This is a genomic window from Alteromonas sp. MMG017, from assembly GCF_018100795.1.
GTDB lineage: Bacteria > Pseudomonadota > Gammaproteobacteria > Enterobacterales > Alteromonadaceae > Alteromonas.
In genome coordinates, this window is record NZ_JAGJDY010000003.1 from 21807 (window position 1) to 45480 (window position 23674).

The 23674-nt window shown below is 43.7% G+C and carries 24 protein-coding genes; 7 read left to right on the forward strand and 17 right to left on the reverse strand.

Features of this window, described 5'->3' with window-relative positions; all coding sequences use genetic code 11:
- Window positions 1-5: 5 nt before the first annotated feature.
- The 12 genes from lpxA to rpsB all read right to left on the reverse strand — a co-directional run bounded on the left by lpxA (window position 6) and on the right by rpsB (window position 12039).
- Window positions 6-776, reverse strand: coding sequence for an acyl-ACP--UDP-N-acetylglucosamine O-acyltransferase (lpxA, locus tag J8L84_RS04845; RefSeq protein WP_211069713.1), 771 nt, complete (start codon window positions 774-776; stop codon window positions 6-8).
- Window position 777: 1 nt separating this feature from the next.
- The gene (gene fabZ / locus J8L84_RS04850) at window positions 778-1227 is read right to left on the reverse strand and encodes a 3-hydroxyacyl-ACP dehydratase FabZ (protein WP_013785179.1); all 450 of its coding nucleotides are present in this window, start codon (window positions 1225-1227) and stop codon (window positions 778-780) included.
- A 174-nt stretch (window positions 1228-1401) separates the two neighbouring features.
- Window positions 1402-1917 (reverse strand): OmpH family outer membrane protein, encoded by a 516-nt coding sequence (locus J8L84_RS04855; protein WP_013785180.1) that lies wholly within the window; start codon window positions 1915-1917, stop codon window positions 1402-1404.
- A 57-nt stretch (window positions 1918-1974) separates the two neighbouring features.
- Window positions 1975-4452 (reverse strand): outer membrane protein assembly factor BamA, encoded by a 2478-nt coding sequence (gene bamA / locus J8L84_RS04860; RefSeq protein WP_057793427.1) that lies wholly within the window; start codon window positions 4450-4452, stop codon window positions 1975-1977.
- Between the two features lie 58 nt (window positions 4453-4510).
- On the reverse strand, window positions 4511-5863 hold the full coding sequence (rseP, locus tag J8L84_RS04865) for a sigma E protease regulator RseP (RefSeq protein WP_211069714.1): 1353 nt from the start codon (window positions 5861-5863) through the stop codon (window positions 4511-4513).
- The gene (ispC, locus tag J8L84_RS04870) at window positions 5857-7044 is read right to left on the reverse strand and encodes a 1-deoxy-D-xylulose-5-phosphate reductoisomerase (RefSeq protein WP_211069715.1); all 1188 of its coding nucleotides are present in this window, start codon (window positions 7042-7044) and stop codon (window positions 5857-5859) included. The genes rseP and ispC overlap by 7 nt, the downstream gene beginning before the upstream one ends.
- Window positions 7044-7907: a phosphatidate cytidylyltransferase gene (locus tag J8L84_RS04875; protein ID WP_057793430.1), complete on the reverse strand. Its 864-nt coding sequence runs from the start codon at window positions 7905-7907 to the stop codon at window positions 7044-7046. The genes ispC and J8L84_RS04875 overlap by 1 nt, the downstream gene beginning before the upstream one ends.
- Before the next feature lie 54 nt (window positions 7908-7961).
- The gene (gene uppS, locus J8L84_RS04880) at window positions 7962-8744 is read right to left on the reverse strand and encodes a polyprenyl diphosphate synthase (RefSeq protein ID WP_211069716.1); all 783 of its coding nucleotides are present in this window, start codon (window positions 8742-8744) and stop codon (window positions 7962-7964) included.
- A gap of 8 nt (window positions 8745-8752) precedes the next feature.
- On the reverse strand, window positions 8753-9310 hold the full coding sequence (gene frr / locus J8L84_RS04885; RefSeq protein ID WP_013785186.1) for a ribosome recycling factor: 558 nt from the start codon (window positions 9308-9310) through the stop codon (window positions 8753-8755).
- A gap of 22 nt (window positions 9311-9332) precedes the next feature.
- Complete coding sequence (pyrH, locus tag J8L84_RS04890; RefSeq protein WP_013785187.1) at window positions 9333-10070, reverse strand: UMP kinase; 738 nt, start codon at window positions 10068-10070, stop codon at window positions 9333-9335.
- Window positions 10071-10311: 241 nt separating this feature from the next.
- Window positions 10312-11184, reverse strand: a complete 873-nt coding sequence (gene tsf / locus J8L84_RS04895; RefSeq protein WP_013785188.1) for a translation elongation factor Ts — start codon at window positions 11182-11184, stop codon at window positions 10312-10314.
- A 123-nt stretch (window positions 11185-11307) separates the two neighbouring features.
- Complete coding sequence (gene rpsB, locus J8L84_RS04900) at window positions 11308-12039, reverse strand: 30S ribosomal protein S2 (RefSeq protein WP_211069717.1); 732 nt, start codon at window positions 12037-12039, stop codon at window positions 11308-11310.
- Window positions 12040-12402: 363 nt separating this feature from the next.
- Between rpsB and map the strand changes: the two genes are divergently transcribed.
- The 3 genes from map to dapD all read left to right on the forward strand — a co-directional run bounded on the left by map (window position 12403) and on the right by dapD (window position 17137).
- Entirely contained in the window at window positions 12403-13197 is a 795-nt protein-coding gene (gene map / locus J8L84_RS04905; RefSeq protein ID WP_211069718.1) for a type I methionyl aminopeptidase, read from the forward strand.
- Between the two features lie 467 nt (window positions 13198-13664).
- Window positions 13665-16316, forward strand: a complete 2652-nt coding sequence (glnD, locus tag J8L84_RS04910; RefSeq protein WP_211069719.1) for a [protein-PII] uridylyltransferase — start codon at window positions 13665-13667, stop codon at window positions 16314-16316.
- Window positions 16313-17137, forward strand: a complete 825-nt coding sequence (dapD, locus tag J8L84_RS04915; protein ID WP_013785192.1) for a 2,3,4,5-tetrahydropyridine-2,6-dicarboxylate N-succinyltransferase — start codon at window positions 16313-16315, stop codon at window positions 17135-17137. The genes glnD and dapD overlap by 4 nt, the downstream gene beginning before the upstream one ends.
- An 85-nt stretch (window positions 17138-17222) precedes the next feature.
- On the opposite strand, the gene J8L84_RS04920 is transcribed toward dapD, so the two are convergent.
- From J8L84_RS04920 to J8L84_RS04930, 3 genes are all read right to left on the reverse strand, one after another.
- Window positions 17223-17672, reverse strand: coding sequence for a flavodoxin (locus J8L84_RS04920; RefSeq protein ID WP_211069720.1), 450 nt, complete (start codon window positions 17670-17672; stop codon window positions 17223-17225).
- Window positions 17673-17741: 69 nt separating this feature from the next.
- Window positions 17742-18539 carry a tRNA pseudouridine(65) synthase TruC gene (gene truC / locus J8L84_RS04925; protein ID WP_211069721.1) on the reverse strand — a complete coding sequence of 266 codons (798 nt, stop codon included), beginning with the start codon at window positions 18537-18539 and terminating at the stop codon, window positions 17742-17744.
- A gap of 3 nt (window positions 18540-18542) precedes the next feature.
- Entirely contained in the window at window positions 18543-18866 is a 324-nt protein-coding gene (locus J8L84_RS04930; RefSeq protein ID WP_211069722.1) for a YqcC family protein, read from the reverse strand.
- A gap of 162 nt (window positions 18867-19028) precedes the next feature.
- Here J8L84_RS04930 and J8L84_RS04935 point away from each other — a divergent pair, with 162 nt between their 5' ends.
- Together J8L84_RS04935 and J8L84_RS04940 are read left to right on the forward strand one after the other, a co-directional pair.
- The gene (locus J8L84_RS04935; protein ID WP_211069723.1) at window positions 19029-20075 is read left to right on the forward strand and encodes a DUF3549 family protein; all 1047 of its coding nucleotides are present in this window, start codon (window positions 19029-19031) and stop codon (window positions 20073-20075) included.
- 3 nt (window positions 20076-20078) lie between these two features.
- A complete protein-coding gene (locus J8L84_RS04940) occupies window positions 20079-20384 on the forward strand; it encodes a DUF3301 domain-containing protein (RefSeq protein ID WP_013785197.1) in 306 nt (101 codons plus the stop codon).
- A 589-nt stretch (window positions 20385-20973) separates the two neighbouring features.
- Here J8L84_RS04940 and J8L84_RS04945 read toward each other — a convergent pair.
- A complete protein-coding gene (locus J8L84_RS04945; RefSeq protein WP_211069724.1) occupies window positions 20974-21141 on the reverse strand; it encodes a hypothetical protein in 168 nt (55 codons plus the stop codon).
- Between the two features lie 344 nt (window positions 21142-21485).
- Here J8L84_RS04945 and J8L84_RS04950 point away from each other — a divergent pair, with 344 nt between their 5' ends.
- Window positions 21486-21899, forward strand: coding sequence for a S24 family peptidase (locus J8L84_RS04950; protein ID WP_211069725.1), 414 nt, complete (start codon window positions 21486-21488; stop codon window positions 21897-21899).
- Window positions 21899-23155: a Y-family DNA polymerase gene (locus tag J8L84_RS04955; protein WP_211069726.1), complete on the forward strand. Its 1257-nt coding sequence runs from the start codon at window positions 21899-21901 to the stop codon at window positions 23153-23155. The genes J8L84_RS04950 and J8L84_RS04955 overlap by 1 nt, the downstream gene beginning before the upstream one ends.
- Before the next feature lie 58 nt (window positions 23156-23213).
- Here the strand turns inward: J8L84_RS04955 and J8L84_RS04960 are convergent, their stop codons facing one another.
- Window positions 23214-23642, reverse strand: a complete 429-nt coding sequence (locus J8L84_RS04960) for a GFA family protein (RefSeq protein ID WP_211069727.1) — start codon at window positions 23640-23642, stop codon at window positions 23214-23216.
- Window positions 23643-23674 lie beyond the last annotated feature (32 nt).

Below are 23674 nucleotides of genomic sequence, written 5' to 3' on the forward strand. Positions count from 1 at the left end.
TCATATTATCTGATGATGCCGCGCTCTGCGTTCTTTAGAAACGCAGTCATTAGTGCAACACCGTTAGAACCTGCTTCTTGCGAAGAAAGAATCTCTACCGCTTCAGCCACCGTATTACCTTCACGGTAAATGACTTTATAAGCACGTTTGATGGCCATTATTTCATCTTTATCGAAACCACGACGTCGCAAACCTTCAGAGTTGATGCCCTGAGGAATATTTTTAGTGCCGCTCACCATCACAAAAGGAGGCGTATCGCGAAGAATAATACCGCCGGCACCTAAGAACGCATGTGCACCCACTTTACAAAATTGGTGAATGCCAACCGCACCGCCCACAATAACGAAATCATCAATGTGAACATGCCCAGCAACAGCCACATTATTGGCTAAAATAATGTCATTACCTAACACGCAATCATGGGCAATGTGTGAATTCACCATAAACAAGCATCGTGAACCAATAATAGTTTCACTGTTATCTTGAATGGTGCCACGATGCACAGTTACGCCTTCACGGAACTCGTTGTCATCACCAATAATTAGATTTGTGGGTTCACCAGCATATTTTTTGTCTTGGCAATCTTCACCAATAGATGAAAATTGATAGAAAGTATTATTCTTGCCAATGCGGGTGGTGCCGCGAACGACCACATGAGACTTCAATACACAGCCATCGCCAATCGTCACATCATCATCAATCACACAAAATGGACCAATAGTGACGTTTTCGCCAATAGATGCTTTATCTGAAATTACCGCAGTAGGATGGATCACGTTAGGTCATCTCTCTCATTGCACACATAAACTCTGCAACACATACATTTTCGCCATCAACAGTTGCAACGCCTTTAAACTTCCAGATGCCCCGTCTTTCTTTTACCAAGGCAACATCAAACTCTAGTTTGTCTCCAGGTACAACAGGACGCTTAAATCGAGCGTTGTCAATTCCTGCATATAAATACAATTTATCATTTTGGCCCATGGTCTTAAAACCAAGAACGCCCGCGGCTTGTGCCATGGCTTCTAGAATCAGCACGCCTGGAAATATAGGGCGGCCTGGGAAGTGCCCGGTAAAGCAAGGCTCGTTAAAAGTGATATTTTTATATGCTTTAATTGATTCACCCAGAACGTAGTCTGTTACTCGATCAACCAACAGGAACGGGTATCTGTGAGGAAGTAACGACAGAATTTCCTGGATTTCTATGGTATTGAGTGAAGTGGTCAAAAACTATCTCCTATAGTGCAAGCATGACCTAAAAACTGCTTCATGGTCACAAACTCGCCGTAAATTACTAAAACGGCGGCAACCATACGCTGTTAGGCGCAAAAAACAAATCAGACCAACCCCTTTCGGGCGTTGGTCTGATGAAATTAGCGACAAACTGTAAGCATTACTGCCTTAGTTTACTTTGCTAACCTGCTCTAATACTTGCTCTGACATGTCGTATTGTTCTTTTACGAAAGGCGTTGCCGTTGCGTTAAGTACAATGTCATAACCTTGTTTAGCGGCAACTGAATCAATTGCTTGCTTGATAAGGCTGAATAATTTGTTTTGTTCTTCGTTGCTACGACGCTGAATGTTTTGCTTAAGCGGTTGTGCTTTTTCTGCTAACTCTTCACGTACAGCCAACATTTTTTGCTCAAGTTCTTTCTTTTCTTGAGCACTCATTGTTGCTGCGTCGCGTTGAAGACGTTCTGCGAAGAACTGACCATCACGTTGAAGTTGATTAACTTCTTCGATGCGGTCTTTAAACTCCACTTGAATGGCGTTTTGGATTTCAGCAGCCTGAGGCATAGCTTGAAAAATGCCCTGAACATCAACAACAGCAATTTTTTGCTCTGCCATTACTGAAGTACTAACTAGTGCGCTACCAAGCATTGCACCTGCAACAATATGTTTAACCAACTGTTTCAAAAGGAACTCCTTTTATCCATCTTTTTTATCTGGGTGCCTAGGGCCCCGTTTAATATTTTAGAATGTTTGACCGATATTAAAGGTGAAGAATTTAGCATCATCACCATCACGTTCTTGAATAGCTCTTGAGAAGCTAAATACCATCGGTCCCATTGGTGAAATCCATTGTACCGAAATACCAGCAGAACTACGATACAGTGACCAATCAGAATAGTCTATCAATGAACCATACTGAGTACTAGATTGACTAAAGTCTTTGTATTGGTCGTAATCGAACTCAGTATCCCACACGTTGCCCACATCCACAAATAGACTGGTTCGTACCGAGTTATCCATATCTGCTTCCACAAAAGGTGTGGGAACAATTAACTCAAGACCACCTAATGCCATCGCGTTACCACCAAGGCTGCGGCTTGATAATGTAATTACATCATCAATAGGGTCGGTTGGGTACACTTCGCCATCAGGGCCGGTTAAAGAGCCACTTGGCGAGCGAATGATACCCCGCGGACCTACGGTGTTGTTTTCAAATCCACGAAGTGAATCCGAACCACCTGCGGTGAAGTTTTCGGTAAATGGCAATATTTGCTCGTTACCGTCTACATCGCCATAGCCGTTACCGTAACCCATTCTAATTCTTGCAAGTACTGACCAACGCTGATTTCTAGACAGTGGGAAATACCACTTCCCATCAAACAAGGTTTTGAAGTAGTTCACATCTGAATTAGGTGTAGTGATACTAAATGAGGCACGCTGTGACGAGCCAGCCGTAGGGAATAAACCACGGTTTAATGTACTACGACTCCAACTTACGCTGGCAAGATAGCTATGGTATTTAATGGGCGCATCAGGATCATCTCCGTCAAGGAACTGGTTATAAAACTGTTCCGTTTGCTCATAATAACCACGGTTATAAAGCTCTACGTTGCTGTACGTTAGTCCGAAGTTGATTCGGTTAAATTCATTTATCGGATAACCGACATTTGCACCTACAGACCACTGCTTAGAGTTGTACTGAATAACGTTAAAGTCTGAGCCATCAAATTCACTATACCCTAGTGAACCACCTAAGCTGATGCCATCAATGGTGAAATACGGGTCGTTATACGTGATTTGTGCTGAACGTTGATAAGAAACCGTACTTAAGTTCAAGCCTACACGTTTACCTGTACCCAAGAAGTTATCTTGTTGGATACCCGCTTGAAGACTTAACTTGGTTTGGTCACCGTAACCGATACCTGCGTTAAATGAACCAGAAGGTTGCTCTTTAACGTTGAAGTTAACGTCTACTTGATCGTCTTGGCCTGGAATTCGAATGGTTTCAAACTCAACCTCTTCCATATACGTCAAACGAGATAATTGGTTCTTAGAAGACTCAAGTAAGTTATTTGATAACCATGTGCCTTCCATCTGGCTTACATTCTGACGTAACACGTTATCAGCAGTAACCACGTTACCGTTGAACTTAATACGTTTAACGTAGATACGTTTGCCAGGGTCAACTGACAGTGTCAGCTTAACCGTTTTATCTTCATCGTTGATGTTTGGTACTGTGGTCACGGTTGGATAAGCATAACCAAATCGCCCAAGGTACTTACTAATAAACTCTTCTGTGTAAGTCACTTCAGCTTGGTTATAAAGCTCACCTGGCGTAAGTGGTAGTACACGCTGAATATATTCTTCATGCCCAAGCACATCACCCACTAGTTCCACTTCTGAAATAGTGTATTGCTCGCCTTCACTCACGTTCATAGCCACGTAAATGCCCGACTTTTCAGGGGTCATAGATACTTGCGTAGAATCTACATTGAAGCGAAGGTAACCACGATCTAAATAGTGGTTACGTAGTGATTCCATATCACCTTGCAACGTTTGTTGCTGATAGCGAGTTTCCGACAAGAAATCCCACCATGGTGTATCGAACTGCAACTCAAACTGATCCATCAACTCAGCATCAGTAAAAATCTCATTACCAACGATGTTGATCTGTTGAATTTTAGCCGCGTCACCTTCTTCGAAAAGTAATTTCAAATCGACACGATTTCGAGGAAGCGGGGTAATAATCGCTGTGACGTCAGCGTTATATTTACCAATACTGTAAAAGAAATCTTTTAAGCCATTCTCAATAGACGTTAGAACAGTCTTATCTAAAGGCTCACCTAATCGTACGCCATTGCCGTCTAAGCTTTCTTGGAGTTGCTCATCTTTAATATCGTCGTTGCCCTCAAAAATAATGTTACTTATTGTGGGGCGTTCGGCTACGCGTACTACCAATGTGTTGCCGTCACGCAAAATTTCGACGTTCTCGAAATGCGTTGAAGAGTACAGAGAACGAATAAGCTGTGTTACCCGAAAGGTATTTAGCTCATCACCAACCTGAACTGGCAAATAGGTTAAGGCTGCTCCTAGCGCTACTCGCTGTAGACCTTCTACTCGAATGTCTTCTACAACGAATTCACTATTCTGCGCCGCAGCATTGGCAAAGCTAGCACTGGAAAAAATGGCTCCGGCTGCTACTAACTGTTTTAACTTCATCTATTTTTCTTTTCCTGGCCGCGTTTTATGTTAGCTGTTTTATGTTTCCTGACTTTCATCAGGCTATGCGAGCAATATCGTTCATAATAGCGATACCCATTATCATAAACAGAAGCACGCCACCGATTCTGTAACCCCACTCCTGTACCGCGTCAGGCACAGGCTTGCCGGTAAGCCATTCCACAATGTAAAACATTAGGTGACCACCATCTAGCATTGGCAAGGGTAGTAAATTAATTATGCCTAAACTCACACTAATTAAGGCAAGAAAGCTCAAAAAGTAAGCCAAGCCGTATCCGGCACTGGTTCCAGCTCCTTGAGCAATGGATATAGGCCCACTTAAGTTTTTCACCGATACATCACCGGTGAATAACTTGCCTATCATATCAACACTGAGTGTCATTAAGCGCCACGTTTTATCTAACGCTCTTCCAACTGCCTCTACTATGCCATATTGATGAGTAAACACATACCCTTCAGGCCAAGGTTCAAACGTTGGACTTACCCCTAAATACCCAGTTTGACCCTCTGGTGTATCGCGGCGCGCTATCGTTGCACGCAGTTGCTGGGGTTGTCCATCCCTTTCAATCGACAAATCAACCGATTCACCAGGGCTTTCAACAATCACATCAACTAAGGCCTGCCAAGTGGTTAATTCGTCGCCATTTAATGCGAGTAATTTATCACCTGTTTGTAAACCGGCCTCTTGCGCTGCACTGTCCTCTCCAACAAAACCAACCTCTAGCGTTGGATTTGGTCGAAAAGGAGTTATTCCTAGACTGCTTAAAGGAGACTCGTTATCAGAGTCAAAGTTCCAACCTTTAATTGTAAATGTTACTTCTTTCTCTTTTTTGTCTTGGGTTAAAACGGTAACTAGCGCAGATTCTTGTCCAACATGAGACACCATTTCAAGGTTCACTGCTTCCCAATCTGGGGTGCTGCGACTTCCCACTTTAATCACTTCATCGCCCTGATTAATTCCAGCCTGAGCCGCAATACTTTCAGGTTCAATGCTTCCAATAATCGGCTTCACTGTTTGAAGGCCAACTAAGTACATTAGCCACAACGCAAAAACGGCAAAGATAAAATTCACCGCAGGGCCTGCAAAAATAATGGCCATTCGCTGTAATACCGGCTTATGGTTAAACGCTTTGTGTTCTAATTCTGGGGGCACATCATCTATACGCCCATCAAGCATGCGTACATAACCACCGAGCGGGATCATGGCAATAACATATTCGGTGCCAGCCTTACTGGTTTTGCGCCAAAGCGGCTTGCCAAATCCAATAGAAAAACGCTCAACTTGCACACCACAGCGACGGGCAATATAAAAATGGCCCCACTCATGGACAGCCACTAATATGCCGAGCGTTACGATGAATGCACCTAAGCTCCATAAAAATCCTAACACGTGAACTTACCTCTAATGACTTGGTCTGCAACCGCACGAGCCGCAGTATCCTGTTCAAGGATTTGTTGGATAGATGAAACAGTTACCGGTTCCATTTTATTTAAGGTTTCTTCATTAACGACTGCTATATCCGTAAATCCTATTTTGCCCTCTAGGAAAGAGGCTACCGCTATTTCATTAGCGGCATTCAGACGGGTGGTAGCCGCTTGCCCTTCTCGGCATGCATCGATGGCTAACTTTAAGTTTGGATAGCGTGTAAAACAAGGGGTTTCAAAGCTGAAATTGGCCAAATCAGAAAAATCTAACGGCTTCACACCAGCATCAATACGAGAAGGATAGGCAAGACCATAGGCGATTGGTGTACGCATGTCTGGATTACCCAGCTGCGCAATAACCGAACCATCTATATATTGCACCATTGAATGAATAAAACTTTGTGGATGAACCACTACTTGAATGTCGTCTGGCGATGCACCAAATAACCAGCAAGCTTCAATAAACTCAAGCCCTTTGTTCATCATAGTGGCCGAATCTATCGTGATTTTACGCCCCATAGACCAGTTAGGGTGGCTACTCGCTTCATCAATCGTAATAGCATTGAAGGAACTTAAATCGCGTTCTCTGAAAGGGCCTCCTGAGCCTGTTAGCAAAATCTTGCTAATACCCGCCTTCTCCAATTCCCCATACTCGTAACCTTGAGGGAGGCATTGAAAAATAGCGTTATGCTCACTGTCTATAGGTAAAATTTCAGAACCGCTTTGTGTAGCAGCATCAATAAATAACGCACCAGACATCACTAGCGCTTCTTTATTTGCTAGTAAAACCTTTTTGCCCGCTTTCACTGCCGCTAATGTAGGAAGCAAACCTGCCGCCCCTACTATGGCTGCCATCACGGTATCGACTTCGGCTGCACAAGATACGTCTTCTAATGCTTTAGCGCCGCAAAGTATTTCAGCGGAAATATTGTATTCTGTCGCCAGCGCACAAGCCTCTTTGTACCTAGCTTCATCAGCTACCACAACGAATCGAGGAGAACACTTTTGCGCTTGCTGCATAAGCAATTCAAGCTGACCATTGCCGGTGATGGCAAAGGTGCGGTATTTTTCAGGGTGGCGATTAATAACATCGAGGGTATTGCAACCAATAGAACCGGTTGCCCCTAAAACAGTAACGGTTTGCATCACGCCATCCACGTTACATAACAGAATGCAAAGACTGGGAATGCAGCGGTTAAGCTATCTATTCTGTCTAAAACCCCGCCGTGTCCAGGCAAGATTTTTCCACTGTCTTTAATGCCAGCGCAGCGTTTTAGCATGCTTTCGTTTAGGTCACCTAATGCTGAAACTGCTACGGTAACGCCACCAATAATGAGGTGTAACCAAATACGAGAAGGCTCAACTTGGTAGTGCAATGCAGCAAAAGCGATAATGGCAAATGAAGCAGCGATGCCACCTAAAAGACCTTCTAAGCTTTTACCCGGAGAAACATTAGGACGGAGCTTATGGCGACCAAATTTAACGCCAACGAAGAAAGCACCTATATCTGCCGCCCACACAATACCTAACACGTAGAAGATAAGTGATGCGCCATAAAAGGGGTCGACATCGTGCAAACTGGTACGAAGGGCAATCACCGCCACCCAAGTTGGAATTAAGGTCAGTAAGCCGAACACGGTACGTACACTGCGGCTTTCACGCCAAAACTTAGTATATTTAGGATAGGCTAATACCATGAATAGAGACACTATCCACCACACTACCGCTACACCTAAAATACCGTGATATAAATCGTGAAGCTGGCCTTGATACCAAATAACGCTGGTATCGACAATAAAAGATAAGCTGATGCAGATAGCGAATGCTGCTGCCATAAAGAGTATTTTTTTAGGGCGCTCACATATGCCGGACATATTAGCCCATTCATAAGCCCCTATGGCAACCACACCGGAAATCGCAATTTCAAACCAGAAGATAGGCAGAAACAGTATGGAAAATAGCGCCAAAGGCGCGAGAATTAACGCTGTTATTATTCTTTGTTTTAGCATAATTGGCTCTCGGCTCCTGTGCTCAGGCCTGCCCTGATGCCTGCCTGCATAGAGTTAGCTGCTGGCAGTATCAATTTGTTCACCGGTAAGACCGAATCGTCGTTGGCGAACATTAAAATCATCTACGGCTAATTGAAAAACATCTTCATTGAAGTCTGGCCATAGCACATCGGTAAAATATAATTCGGCGTACGCACACTGCCATAATAAAAAGTTGCTGATTCGGTGTTCACCACCTGTGCGTATAAGAAGATCGAGTTCAGGAAGGCTTGCTGTAGAGGTATGTTGATTAAAAACTTCCTCATTAATGTCTTGAAGTGACATTTCGCCTTGCTTAACTTTTTCAGCCACTTCTTTTGCGGCATTAACAATGTCCCATCTGCCGCCGTAATTGGCTGCAATATTAAGGACAAGATCGTTATTGCCAGAAGTCATTTCTTCCGCTTTGCGGATTTTTCCAACTAACTTGCTATCAAAAGCGCTTAAATCGCCTATCACTTTTAAGCGAACGCCATTTTTATGGAGTCGTTTGGCTTCACTGTTTAATACTAAATTGAACAGTTCCATCAATACACTGACTTCTTCTTCAGGTCGCTTCCAGTTTTCACTTGAAAAAGCGAACAAGGTTAAAGACTCAATACCAGTTTGACGAGCAAAGCGTACCACTGCTCGAACAGACTCAACACCTGCCTTGTGCCCGAAGGTACGAATTTTCCCTTTCTTTTGCGCCCAACGACCATTGCCATCCATAATGATGGCAACATGTTTAGGGCCAGCAACGGATGCTGGCCCTACTGTATCAGTCGTTTTGGCTGCGTTTGACCGCTTCCCAATCATAATACTTGTTACACTTCCATCAGTTCTTTTTCTTTAACAGCAAGCATGCCGTCAACTTTCTTAATGAAGTCATTCGTTAAAGACTGAATATTTTCTTCCGCTGCGCGGCTTTCATCTTCGCTGATTTCTTTCTCTTTAAGTAATTCTTTTACGTCGCTGTTGGCATCGCGGCGGATATTTCGAATTGAAACTCGACCGTTTTCTGCTTCATTGCGCACTACGCGAATAAGATCTTTACGACGCTCTTCAGTAAGCGGAGGAAGTGGAATTCGAATAGAACCACCAGCGCTCATTGGGTTTAATCCCAAATCTGCCTGCATAATGGCTTTTTCAACAGCTTGAATAGCACTTTTATCAAAAACAGTCAGTGCCAATGTACGGCTATCTTCCGCAATGACGTTAGCCACTTGCTTAAGCGGTGTATCTGTACCGTAGTAAGGTACCATAATGCCATCTAATAAGCTTGGATGAGCACGGCCTGTGCGAATTTTGCTAAACTGGCCTTTAAGTGCACTGATGCTTTTATCCATACGCTCTTGCGCATCTAATTCAATTTCATCAATCACGTTATATTTCCTATTTTCTTAATTAACTATTGTCAGCGTGACAAATTAGGGTGCCAACTTGCTCACCCATAACAACACGTTTCAAACAACCTGCTTCGTTCATGTTAAATACACGAATAGGTAAGCTGTGATCTCTAGCAAGTGTGAACGCTGACAGGTCCATCACTTTAAGTTCTTTCTCAAGTACTTCTTGATAAGAAAGTTGATCATATAAAGTAGCGTCTGGGTTCTTAACTGGATCATCGCTATAAACGCCATCAACTTTTGTGGCTTTTAGTACGGCATCGGCTTCGATTTCGATTCCGCGTAGACATGCGGCTGAATCGGTTGTGAAAAAAGGATTGCCTGTGCCCGCTGAAAAGATAACCACGCGGCCAGATTTTAATAAGCTAATTGCTTCTGCCCAGTTGTAAGCATCGCACACGCCATTTAACGGAATAGCTGACATCATACGCGCATTAACAAAGGCACGATGCAGAGCATCACGCATGGCTAAGCCGTTCATTACGGTAGCTAGCATACCCATGTGGTCGCCTACAACGCGGTTCATGCCCGCTTTTGCAAGCCCTTCGCCGCGGAACAAGTTACCGCCACCAATAACCAAACCTACTTGAACACCTAGTTCAACAAGTTCTTTGATTTCTTGGGCCATACGGTCAAGTACTTTAGGATCGATGCCAAAGCCTTCTTCGCCCATAAGGGCTTCGCCACTTAGCTTTAACAGAATGCGTCGATATGCTGATTTCGGTGTGATACTCATTATTCGATATGTCCTCGTAAACCCATTTTGTCTTATGCTTTTCTATTGTTTGCACACTGCCTTCGCAGGTAAAAAGAATAGGACAAAATGCTTTCGTAAACGTTTAAAGATTTTACCGCTCTGCGAATTAAATTATCCTAGCAAAACGGTAACTCGCGGGTACTAGCTATAAAAAAGCACCTCCGAAGAGGTGCCTTGTAGTTTATCTGACATTAGCACAATGCAAAAGATAAACGCCCAATTATTTCTTGGCCGCTTCCATTTGTGCTGCAACTTCTGCTGCGAAGTCTTCAGTTTTCTTCTCGATACCTTCACCCACTTCGAAACGTACGAAGTTAACAACATCAGCAGAGTTGTTTTTAAGCAACTCAGCAACGCTGATTGAAGGATCTTTAACGAAAGGCTGACCAGTCAAGCTTACTTCACCAGTAAACTTCTTCATGCGGCCTGCAACCATCTTCTCTGCGATATCAGCTGGCTTACCAGACTGCATTGCAATACCGATTTGGATTTCTTTCTCTTTCTCAACAACTTCAGCTGGAACATTTTCAGGCTTAACGAACTGAGGGCTAGCCGCTGCAACGTGCATTGCAATGTCTTTAGCCAACTCTTCGCTGCCACCAGTAAGAATTGAGATTACGCCGATACGACCGCCGTGCACGTATGCACCCAATGTATCGCCTTCCACGTTAATAACGCGACGAGGAGAGATGTTTTCACCGATTTTCGCTACTAATGTGTCGCGAACGTCGCTTACTTTAGCACCGTTAAGTTCAGACGCATTCAACGTGTCGATATCGTTGATGTTGTTCGCTGCTGCTATTTCTAGCAACTCGTTACCAAACTTAAGGAAACCTTCGTCACGTGCTACGAAATCTGTTTCACAGTTGATTTCAAGCATAGTCGCACGACCGTCTTGAACTTTAGTAAGGATTACACCTTCAGCTGCGATACGGCCTGCTTTTTTAGCTGCTTTCGCTTGGCCTGATTTACGCATGTTTTCAATGGCTAGCTCAATGTCGCCATCCGTTTCAACCAGGGCTTTCTTACAATCCAGCATACCTGCGCCTGTACGCTCGCGCAGTTCTTTAACTAGTGCTGCAGTCACTGCCATTTTTCAATTCCTCAGCAATAAATATAAATTCGGTTAGGTAAAAGGGGCGTTATCGCCCCTCTCAATACGTTTCGTATTGTTGCACTATCATATGCTTTTGATATGACAGTAAAGCGAACAGAATTACTCTGCTGCTTCTACGAAGTCGTCTTGCTCAGCTTGTACTTCTAGGTTGCTTTCGCGACCAGAGATTACAGCGTCAGCAGCGGCGTCCAAGTATAGTTGAACTGCGCGGATTGCATCGTCGTTACCAGGAATGATGTAATCAACACCATCTGGGTTAGAGTTAGTATCCACAACACCAACTACTGGGATACCCAAGTTACGTGCTTCTGTAATAGCAATGTGCTCGTGGTCTGCATCAACAACAAAGATAGCGTCTGGTAAGCCGCCCATGTTTTTGATTCCGCCAAGGCTGTTTTCAAGCTTTTCCATTTCACGCTGAAGCATAAGAGCTTCTTTTTTGGTCAGCTTTTCGAAAGTACCGTCTTGGCTTTTCTGCTCAAGTTCTTTCAAACGCTTGATTGATTGACGAACTGTTTTCCAGTTAGTCAACATACCACCTAACCAACGCTTGTTAACGTAAAACTGGTCACATTTAACAGCTGCATCTTTTACCGCATCGCCAGCAGCGCGCTTAGTACCTACGAAAAGGATTTTCCCTTTCTTAGATGCTACGCTTGATAGGTAGTTAAGAGCATTGTTGAAAAGTGGAACTGTTTTTTCAAGGTTGATGATATGAACTTTGTTACGTGCGCCAAAGATGTAAGGTTTCATCTTAGGGTTCCAGTAACGAGTTTGGTGACCGAAATGCACACCGGCTTTCAGCATGTCACGCATAGAAACATTTGCCATTTTAATTTCCTCTCGGGGTTAGGCCTCCATATACCCATTGTATCGATCCCACCTATAAAATAAGTAGAACACCCCGATACGCAGTGTTGGTATATGTGTGTTTTAATTAAATTTAATTTACCCTTTTGACCAAGTGCTTTTGAGGGCATTCCGTCAGGGCGCGCGCTTTATACCATATTAAGCGTATCCACTCAAGTTTTACTGCCAGTTTAGCCATTACTTGCATTCTTTAAGACTGCCCCTATACACATTCAATCCTAATGGCTAAAATATACCTATATATAGATAAATTCTGCGCGTTAACCTCTGCCCTATTTTACAAGCGGTAGCGTAACGGCCTAAATAAACGAATAGAGAGACGCTGTGTCAGCTATTATTAAGACCTCTGAAGAAATCGAAAAAATGCGCGTTGCTGGAAAACTAGCAGCCGATGTACTCACTATGATTGGCCCCTATGTGAAAAAGGGTGTGACCACAGATGAGTTAAATACGATATGCCATGATTATATTGTTAATGAGCAGCAAGCTATACCTGCGCCATTAAACTATGGTCACCCGCCTTTTCCTAAATCAATTTGTACGTCGGTAAACCATTGCATTTGCCACGGCATTCCGTCTGATAAAAAATTGAAAGATGGTGATGTTATCAATATCGATGTCACCGTGATTAAAGATGGCTATCATGGCGATACTTCAAAGATGTTCACAGTAGGTAAACCTGCAATATTGGCTGAGCGTCTAACTCGCATTACGCAAGAATGTTTATACAAAGCGATTAAAGAAGTTAAACCAGGCATGACGCTGGGTGATATTGGTCATATTTGCCAAACCCACGCAGAAGCGCATAACTATTCAATCGTTCGCGAGTACTGCGGCCATGGTATTGGTGCTAGCTTCCATGAAGAGCCACAAATTGTGCATTACGGTAAACCTGGTACTGGCGATGTACTTGAAGCAGGCATGTGCTTTACCATTGAACCTATGGTGAATGCCGGTAAGCGTTACTCGAAAATTCTTCCTGATCAGTGGACCGTGGTAACGAAAGACAGAAGTTTAAGTGCACAGTGGGAGCATACCTTACTTGTGACTGAAGACGGTGTAGAAGTACTAACCCTGCGTGACGAAGAAGACCTTCCACGCGTCATTTCGCACAGCTAAATTTTCGCACACTGACAAATCATTGGTCAGTTTCGACAAACACCTCTTTGCCTAGTGTTTTATAGCGGATATCTAAACATATAGCAGCGTAAACCTTGTTTGGTTGCTATATGTTTTCTACCTCTATTACACCTTCTTTTCTTATTCCTTTCTATTTCCTTTTTATTATTAGTGGCTACTATTACTGGCTACGATTGTAACGCCAAATCTTTTTTATAAAAGCGACAGCATGCTAGTTACCGCGCTGTTCTTTTAAGCTAATGCATTGGCTGTTTTAAACTATCATTTTGCCTGTCTTGAAAACAGTGCCTTCTTATTACATCCTACAGTCGCAGCAGACCTATAACATTTTTGTATATTTATTCACAATTAGACCTTGGGTATGCAACTAATCGGCACTGCGATTTCGTTTCATTTCGTGATAAGGTTCGGTGTGTTCAAAAAGCTGTACGCATAGAAGGTGTAATTTGACGCTGCAATCCCTAATAAAAAATATTGATCAAATAACGTCGGTTGACGACTTAGTTGCCATCAAGTCGTGTGTGGAAGATAGCTACGCATGGATAAAAGCGTCATTCGATAGTATTCCTGTTAACCAACTTGTCACGGGGCGTGCCCAATTTGTTGACGCCCTTTTGTGTCACTTGTGGCACCTCTATGGTTTAGACAATGAAAGTGAATTAGCATTATGTGCTGTAGGTGGCTATGGACGGGGGCACCTTCAACCTTATTCTGACATCGATTTACTGATAGTGAGCAAACGAACCCTTAAGCCTACTACCCAAGAAAAAGTCAGTCGTTTCATTACGTTGCTTTGGGATATTAAGCTTGATGTGGGTCAGTCGGTGCGTACCATCAAAGAAACCGTCAGCCTTGCAAAAGATGACATCTCCATTGCTACTAACCTAGTGGAAAGTCGACTGCTTTGTGGCAGCGAATCTATTTTTGAAAAGCTATGGGATGAAGTTAATGGGCGAAATTCTTGGACGAGTAAAGCGTTTTTCTCGGCCAAGTACGATGAACAAAAGCGACGTCACGCTAAATTTAACGGTACAGCCTACAACCTGGAACCTAACATCAAAGAAAACCCAGGCTGCTTAAGGGATATCCAGTCTATTGGTTGGGTAGCAAAAAAACACTTTAAAGAATATGACGGCTGGAACCTTGTAGGTCACGGTTACTTTACCGAGCAAGAACACAGCGAATTAATTACCTGTAGAATGCATTTGTGGAAAATGCGTTGTGCCTTACATCTGGTTGCAGGGCGAAGTGAAAACCGCCTTCTTTTTGATTACCAACCTGATGTTGCCACCATGTTGGGGTATGGAGAAGAAGGAAAAAGCTCAGTTGAAAAAATGATGCGTGACTTCTTCCGCACCGTTGCCCGAGTTTCTGAATTGAATCAAATGCTTTTGCAACGGTTCAAGTATGACATGCTTAATCAGAGTGTTCAGCGTACCGCGATTATTAACGACGATTTCGAATTACTCGATAATATGATTTCGCCTCGCCATGAAAATGCATTTTCTTCGCCAGAAGCCCTTTTAGACTTTTTAAATGTGGTCACTAATACCCCTGAAGTTCAAGGTTTAAGCACCACTTGTATTCGCCAAATAAGAAACGCACATCGTGCATTTGAGAATGCTTACTTTGTAGAGCGCCCCGCCTGCCGTGAAAAGCTCATGGTCTTGCTTAAACAACCCGACTTTTTTAATTTTGGTTGGGACATTATGCATCAGTACGGCATTTTACAAGCTTACTTACCTGAGTGGGATGCCATTGTAGGGATGATGCAATTTGATTTGTTTCACGCCTACACAGTGGATGAACATACACACCGCTTAGTGAAGCACGTGAATTACTTTTTCTCGAAAGAGAATAAAGATTTTCCACGCTGCGGCCGCATCTGTCGTAATTTAGACAAGCCAGAAGTGTTGTATATTGCCGCTATATTTCACGATATCGCTAAAGGTCGTAACGGCGACCACTCAACGCTAGGCGCGATTGATGTTGCTAAGTTCTGTGAACAGCATGACGTACCGGCGAACGACGCGGCCATGATAAGCTGGCTAGTGGAAAACCACCTGCTAATGTCGGTAGTGGCACAACGCAGAGACATTTACGACCCAGACGTTATCAGTGAATTTGCTAGCGCGGTAAGAAGCCACAACCACTTAAATTTACTTTATACCCTTACCCTTGCAGACATTCGGGCAACTAACGATAATTTGTGGAATGATTGGAAAGCATCTCTGCTCAGAGAACTTTATTTAATGACGCAAAAAGCATTAGATAACGGGTTACAATGCCAAGTAACATTAAGTGAGCGAGTGACCACTCACAAATATCAAGCGCAACAAATTCTGCACGAACGCGGGGTTAGCTCTGAATCGATTGATGGATTATGGGCGCGGTTAGATGATGACTATTTTGTACGATTCAAGCCCACCCAAATTGCATGGCATACTGAAGAAATCGTTAAGGCTCAGGATGATTGGCTAACACCAAATAGCGACCAGCTTCTCGTTAAAGCCAATGACAACAGTGCAAAAGGCGGCACGGAAATTTTTCTTTTCGGTAAAGATAGAAAAGCCTTATTTGCACAAGTAGCTTCCGTATTAGACAGTCGTAATTGCTCTATTCACGATGCCCATGTTACCGTAACCCGCGATGGCTATGTGTTTGACAGTATGTTGGTGCTTGAAAATGATGGTTCGAGGCTAACATCTGAGTCCCGTATTCAATCGCTAGAAAAAGCGATTAGCACCCAGCTTGAAAAACCAGGCCGTTCACACGAAAATAAGCGTAAACTACCTCGTCAAATGAAACAGCTAGACGTGCCAACTAAAGTACGCTTTTTCGGTGTGAGCGATGAAGCCACACTCGTTGAGTTAGAAGCACTAGACGCGCCCGGCATTTTGGCTAAAATTGGCCATGCTTTTGTTGATACCAATGTCACCTTAAAGCTGGCAAAAATTGCGACTATCGGCGAGCGCGCAGAAGATATATTTATTGTCAGTAATGATGCTGGCAAAGCATTAACCCAAGAACAACAAGTGAGCTTGAAAAAGCGCATTTTGTTTAAACTCGATCAACTTGAAGATATCACGATACCATGAATGAATTGAAAGCCATTATTGAAGACGCCTTCGAAAACCGCGACAACATTAGCCCTTCTTCTGCTCCAGCAGAAGTGAAACAAGCCGTTGCCGATGCTATTGCATTGCTAAATAGCGGTAAAGCGCGTGTAGCTGAAAAAATCGCGGGCGAATGGGTTGTTCATCAGTGGTTAAAGAAAGCCGTTTTGCTTTTCTTCCGCCTACACAACAACGACGTTATTGAAGGCGCTGAAAGCCGTTACTACGACAAAGTGCCTTTAAAATACAGCAACTATACTGCTGAACAATTTGCTAATGATGGCGCGCGTATTGTGCCTCCTGCTGCAGTCCGTACTGGTACCTTCGTGGGTAAAAATGCGGTTGTTATGCCTTCGTACGTAAACATTGGTGCATTCGTTGATGAAGGCACCATGGTAGATACATGGGCAACGGTGGGTTCTTGCGCACAAATCGGTAAGAACGTTCACTTATCTGGCGGCGTAGGCATTGGTGGTGTTTTAGAGCCACTTCAAGCGAACCCTACTATCATTGAAGATAACTGCTTTATTGGCGCACGCTCTGAAATTGTTGAAGGCGTTATTGTTGAAGAAGGCGCGGTTATTTCAATGGGCGTTTACATTAGCCAAAGCACCCGTATTTATGATCGTGAAACCGGCGAAGTACATTATGGCCGCGTACCTGCGGGCTCAGTAGTGGTTTCTGGTAACATGCCAAGCCCAGACGGTAAATACAGCCTATACGCTGCCATTATCGTGAAGAAAGTAGACGCTAAAACCCGTGCTAAAGTAGGAATTAATGCCCTACTACGCGGTGTTGAATAAGTCTGTATTCACGTATTAAACGTTTTGCATTAAAAAAGGGCGCTTAGCGCCCTTTTTTGTTTTTCGAAATTTGATTCGAAACGCGTTACACGCCCAACTGCCCTTTAATACTGTTAACCCACTCAATAACCATGGCTTCAGGTTCAAGGGTTTCAAGGGCATCCACTTCTAGCATATCAGCTACCGCTTTGCCTTGCAGCTCTAACAACAACTCGTTGAATTGACGACCAGCACCACAAAAGCTTTCCCCATAACTACTGTCACCTAACGCAGCAACAGCAAAAGGTTTGTCATTTAGCAATGGAAACTCATCTTTTAAATCAGAGAAAACAAACTCTAAATTTGGTGGAACATCGCCTTGGCCTGTCGTAGAAGTAATCAATAAGATAGCGTCAGCGTCGGTAAAGTCGCTTACTGAAGGGTCGCTCTCAAGCTCGCAATCTACGCCTTGCTCTGCAAGATTTTCTTCAACCTGCTCTGCTACATGTTGCGCATTACCATACACGGTACCTGCAAAAATTTTTAATGTTGCCATTACTTCCTCATCATCTTTTCAAATCGTATGGGTTTCCCGGTTAGGCAGCACACTTTCATGGCCCAAACCTTAAACCTGATATTCTTGCCACGCATTTAACACTCGTTGCATTTCTGAATGCATTCTAACAGACACCGATAGCCACTTTCCGGTTATCGGGTGATAAAAACCCATCTGCGTACAACTTAAGGCCAAATTTTGAAAACTAAAGTGGGTTTGCAAAAATTTGTTCTGTTTTCCATCGCCATGAGTGGTATCACCCAATATAGGGTGCCTAATATGCACCATATGACGCCGCAATTGATGTTTACGGCCTGTGGACGGCAAAAGCTTTACCAACGAATAGCGGGCGGTTTCATATTTACCTACGGCGAAAGGTAGCTCATAGTTCGCTAAACTTTCGTATACCGTTGTGGCTTGTTGCGGTGCCTGTTGCGGGCGCTTGTGTTTATCGGCAATTTTATCGTAGCGATATTTGAGCGCATAATCGATAAGCCCTGAGTGTTTAACGTAGCCACGCACAATAGCGTGATACTGTTTTTGTACCTGCTTATTCATCAACTGCTGGCCAAGCTGCGCTGCCGTTTTACTGTCGAAGCTAAACAAGAGTACACCAGATGTAGGTCTGTCTAATCGGTGGGCGGGGAATACATGCTTGTTAAGCTGATCCCTTAAGGTCTGCACCGCAAAACGCGTTTCATGCCTGTCGATAGGACTTCTGTGCACTAATAAGCCAGGCGGTTTATCGATGGCCACGATATGCTCATCTTGATATAAAATATTGAGCGGTGGATATGGTTGCTCACTCGTACTGCCAGCATTTTTACTTGGGGTTTCACATTGGGTTAAAGGAAATTCTTCAGGCATAATTTACTTCTTATTGCGTTCGGTCAGTTTATCAAGTGCAAGCAACTGAACTAGGATAGGGTCGGGACAGTCTGGCGCATACATGTGCGCTGCAGGCGAAATTGCCATCTTCCCTGGTAACTGGCCTACTGCTATTAGCTGATGACATTTAGGCACAAAGACATAGGCCAGCCACTCGAAAAAAGACAAGGTATCAATAGCAAAAGGCGCAGTACTGGCTAATTGCGCTTCGCTAGGTGCTTTGCTCGGCCAACGTTGCGTTTGGCGCAGCGCAGCTTCTAGCGCATTTAAATGATGCTCGAATTCTTCTATCAACTTCATCGTCATAACAGGGTTAACGGCTTGGCATGTAAATCAGAGCGGCAGTATACCAGAGGCAGCACGCATTCCGCTTGCGCCTTTAAAAGAACAATGCCTTTGCCAGTCGGCGGGTAATATATGCTAAACTTTGCGCCCTAAAATCAGTTTTATGAAGTGAGAACGCCTGAAATGAACGCAAACAGTATTAACTCTATCAGCGAATTTTTATTGCATGCAGGTACAGAATATATTGTTTTTGATATGGGTCGAAGACTCACTGCTTTGGACAATCAGGCGTTTTTGGATATAGAGAATGGTTCAACCGTTGCGCCCTTCCCTCGCCAGCAACATGCGTGGTTCGGCATCGTTTTTTGGAATAAGAACAGCTCAAACCAGCACTATATTTGGTTTATTAAATTGCCACTGGACGAGCAAGGGTTGGTTGTTGCAGCTACACGAAACCATTTCCTTCAAATTATCGTTGATGCACTAGGCCAATCTATTTCTGATGACTCTGAAGCGGCCAATACATTGCCAGATAACCCCTATTCATTTGTGCCTGCGCAGTCATTACTTGCGCAATTTAACGCACTGGTTCGTGCAAAGCTAAACCAGCCCATTAGCGCCAGCGCACAACACGTTATCGCCTATGTAAAAGCGCCTCAGGTGGCTGATTGGCAAAATATTCCCTTACAAGGGATTGCGGATGTAGTTACTCGGCTAGAAACCATGGAGAATGGGCAAGAAGTGCAAGACTGTGTGCTCAGTAACTTTTCGCTTTTTGCTGAACCGTTTCAACGGGCTTTTATGGAAATGGCCGAAGTTGCCACCGTATCTGAGCCACTTAACCAATGCATGCTTTCGGTGTTAGACGGCGATGAAGTGAGTTTAGCTGCGCTACGTGGTTTATCTTGTGAAACCAAAAACGACACTATCTATACGCAATTAGTTTCGCAATTTGAAGCTAAGAAATTGAATCGCTTGGATATATTAAGTGTTATTGCCGCACGCCATTTTCAACAAATGGACGAGAAATTATTGTTACTATTTTTTGAAGCGGTTGCCGAGGTTGATAGCAAAGAAAACTACAATGGCGAAGTATTCCGCGGCTTCTTCTCAGATCTTGTTCAAGTACCCCAGTTACGTGAATTAGTGCTAGGCATACTAAGAACCCCAGAACGCAGTGACTTACTTGCCAGCGCAATTGGTACTTTGTTCTCGCAAACCAAGGGATAATGAATGACGCTTCTTGAATTAACGTTATGGTTAGGCTTGGGCTTTGTCGCCTTTCAGTTTTGGCGCATACGAAGTATTTCGGAATTTACCGATAGTTACTTGCGCCAGTATTGTAAAAACAATCAACTGCAACTGCTCAGTATCGCCAGAGCCAAAACCCGCATTACCTTCAACTACAGTAAGCCCGATTGGCATAACATTTTTGTGTTTGAGTTTTCAGGCAATGGGGAAGACAGATACAGCGGAGAAGTTGAATTGGTAGGTAAACATATTATTAGAACTACCTTGCCACCCCATAGGGTAAATTAAGTTTGTCAGGCTTGTGCCACCCGCTATACAAATAGTCATTAACAATAATAACGGTGCCGAACAACACTGGATGGCTAGTAAAATTAACACCTAGCAAAATTGACGTTTTTAGTGGTAACGCTAAAAATTACGCAAAAAAAGGGGTAGCCTCTCTGCTACCCCTTTTCCTGGAATTTTGAGTTTCCCTCTCTGCGTTCCTTTGCGACTAAAATCTTCCCGATTAAAATCCATATACGCCCCTTTCCATCTTCTCTCGCGTGTTCCAGTGCGAGTTACCCATCCTTGCGTAAGTCCCTTTCCATTTATCCTTAACATCCCACCTATCCTACACGTGGGGGCCTCATCCTAAGGCTGTTCCTTGCCAGCAAAAGCTGGTGTTCCTATCCTTTCATCCTTTCTGCATTACACATCCTGTGCAACTTGCTCAATCCATAAGCGGTCCGTTCGTTCCTGAGCTGCCTTGCTCTTACGCATCCTGCGCAAACTATCCCTGCTTAAGCCTTCCAAGCTTTCCTTTACGATATATCCTATATCTTTCCTTTTTATGACGATCCTTCGCCAAATCCTTTCTACTTCCTGTTGCAATTCCTTATCGCTTACGCTTTCCTTGCTTGTCCCTTTGGTAATTCCATTTCAGCACGTCCGGTGCGCTTATCATCCCTGTGATGCTTCCTGCTTTTCCCTCTCCCCTCACTCCTGTTAAGGGATTCTCTTCCTTAAGTTGTCCAAGGTTGTCCTTAAAATCATCCTGACTCATCGTGTTTCCCTGTGACGCCATTAATAATATCCCTACCAAGAATTCCCGCTATGCAGAATTACAATAAATTAAGGAGAAAATAAGGAGTTAATATGATCTAAAAATAAAAAAACTATAAAAATCAACAACCTTAGACTTTAGTCTAGATATGGACCACGAAAAAAAAACCACATTTCCTACACTTTTGTAGGAAATGTCGTACAAAGCTTGTCGTCATTATGACCAATTGCGAATTTTGTCGACCATTAGAGGCGCCATTCAGACGTGTATTTTATGTACTATGATTGATTGATGAGTGTGAACCCACTAAAATACTGTATAAATAAACAGTATCATAGAAGTGTATGCTTAAATTTATTCCTATCACAGCGCAAGCGGGCATCGTTGGTTTCGAATCGCCAGCAGCAGAATATACAGAGCTAGGTTTGAGTCTAGACTCCCTCCTTATCGACAAACCGGCTGCTACCTTCATTGGCTACGCGCAAGGCAAGTCGATGATGGACGATGGCATTCACGATGGCGACCTACTGATTGTCTCAAGGGCTGAAGACATTTTAGACATGTGCATTATTGTGGCGACCTTAAACGGCGAGTTCGTGTGTAAGCGTGTAGACAAACGCCACGGCTGCTTGCGTTCTTCATCCCCATTGTACAAACCTTACTTTTTAAAAGAAGGCGACGAGTTTTCAATAGAAGGGGTGGTAACGCGCTCTATTAGGCTTCACAAAAAACTTTCCCACCGACTAGGAGGTGAGTAGTGTTTGCGCTGGTAGATGTCACGTCCATGTATGCATCAGTAGAGAAAATCTACAACCCTAGCCTGCGAAACAAACCTGTAATGGTTTTGAGTAATAACGATGGCTGTGTGGTCGCGGCCTGCCCTATCGCCAAAAGATTAGGATTTAAAAAGTTTGTTCCCTACTTTCAGGTAAAAGAGGAAGCCAAAAAAGCTGGGGTTGTTGTGTGCTCGTCTAACTATGAGTTGTATGCCGACGTGTCTTCAAAAATGTTTTCTGTGATGGCGCAATTCTGTGATGAATTGCACGAGTACAGTATTGATGAAGCTTTTATGCGCTTTTCGCCACGCCTAAACGATAGCGAATGGCTAGCCCTAGGGTATGAGATAAGAAAAACCATTTGGCGGGAGGTAAAGCTTCCCGTGGGTGTTGGGTTTGGTCCTACTCCAACTCTTGCTAAAGCCGCTAATCACGCTGCAAAAAAGCTAGACGGTTTTCGAGGTTCAGCGGTTATTAATACGCCACAGGAAAAGCAGGCATTATTATCCCGTATGGCAGTAGCAGATGTATGGGGTATTGGTGGGCGCTTGGAAAAACGATTGATGGCCATGGGCATTAATAATGCCTACACACTGTCACAACAATCTCCCGCTAAAATGCGTAAGTATTTCTCTATTGTGCTGGAGAACACCGTTAGAGAACTTCAAGGGGAACTAAGAATGACGTGGGATGAAATAAGACCCGCTAAAAAAGAAATTTATAGCACCCGTAGTTTTGGAAATAGAGTGACCACACAAGATGAATTAAGAGCAGCGTTAGCGACCCACGCTGAAATAGCCACTAAAAAACTCCGCGCTCAACATTCCCTTGCTCACAGCGCCACCTTTTTTGCGGCCAATTCTCCTCATGACGATGGCAGGTATGTAAAGCAATCGGCGCTTTCTAACTTTGCTGTGCCTACCAATGATACGCGACATATTATTCACGCAGCATCTGAAGCGCTCAATAAACTGTTTATTCCAGGCGTGCGGTATTACAAAGTGGGGGTGGGTCTGTTGGACATTTGCGACGAGACACATCGCCAAGACGATTTGTTTACGCCCAGTACAGACAACTCGGCATTAATGGCAGTGCTTGATAGTACCAATACTAGGTATGGCAAAAACACGATGCATTTTGGCGCTAGGGGCTTTCAACAAAATTTTGCCATGAAAAGAGACTTTTTGACGAAAAGAGCCACTACCCGTTGGGAAGAGATCCCGAAAATTAAATGTTGAGACGCTGGATAGCTTGCTCTGGCTTTTACAAAAGTTGCGAGCATTGCATACAAGTAACTTAAGACTTTTGAGCAAAATACGCCATGATTTCAGCCTTGGTCATTTCTTTCGTTTTATTCGAAAAGCAATAATAGTGTGGGCGTTGATCGCTGAAGTACTGCATATCCATTTCCAGCCCATCTAGTGCTTGAAATATACCGACAGGAATATTGTACTCGCCGGTCTCATTAAGCCTATAAAAAAGGTGGGAACCACAGTTGCCACAAAAACCGCGAGAAGCCCAGTCTGACGACTGATGAATGCTTACATTATTGCCAGCGGAGGTTGTGTCTTCAAATTTGACCTGCGTACCGCATTGTAATGCGAACAGCGCCGAGCCGCCCCACTGTCTGCAAGAATCACAATGGCAAACTGTGAATTTAGGATTAATATTCTCTGCAACAACGTTAATAGCCCCACACAGGCAACTTCCTTGCGCGCTTAGCATCAGCGTACTTCCTTATTAATAATGACGTAAAA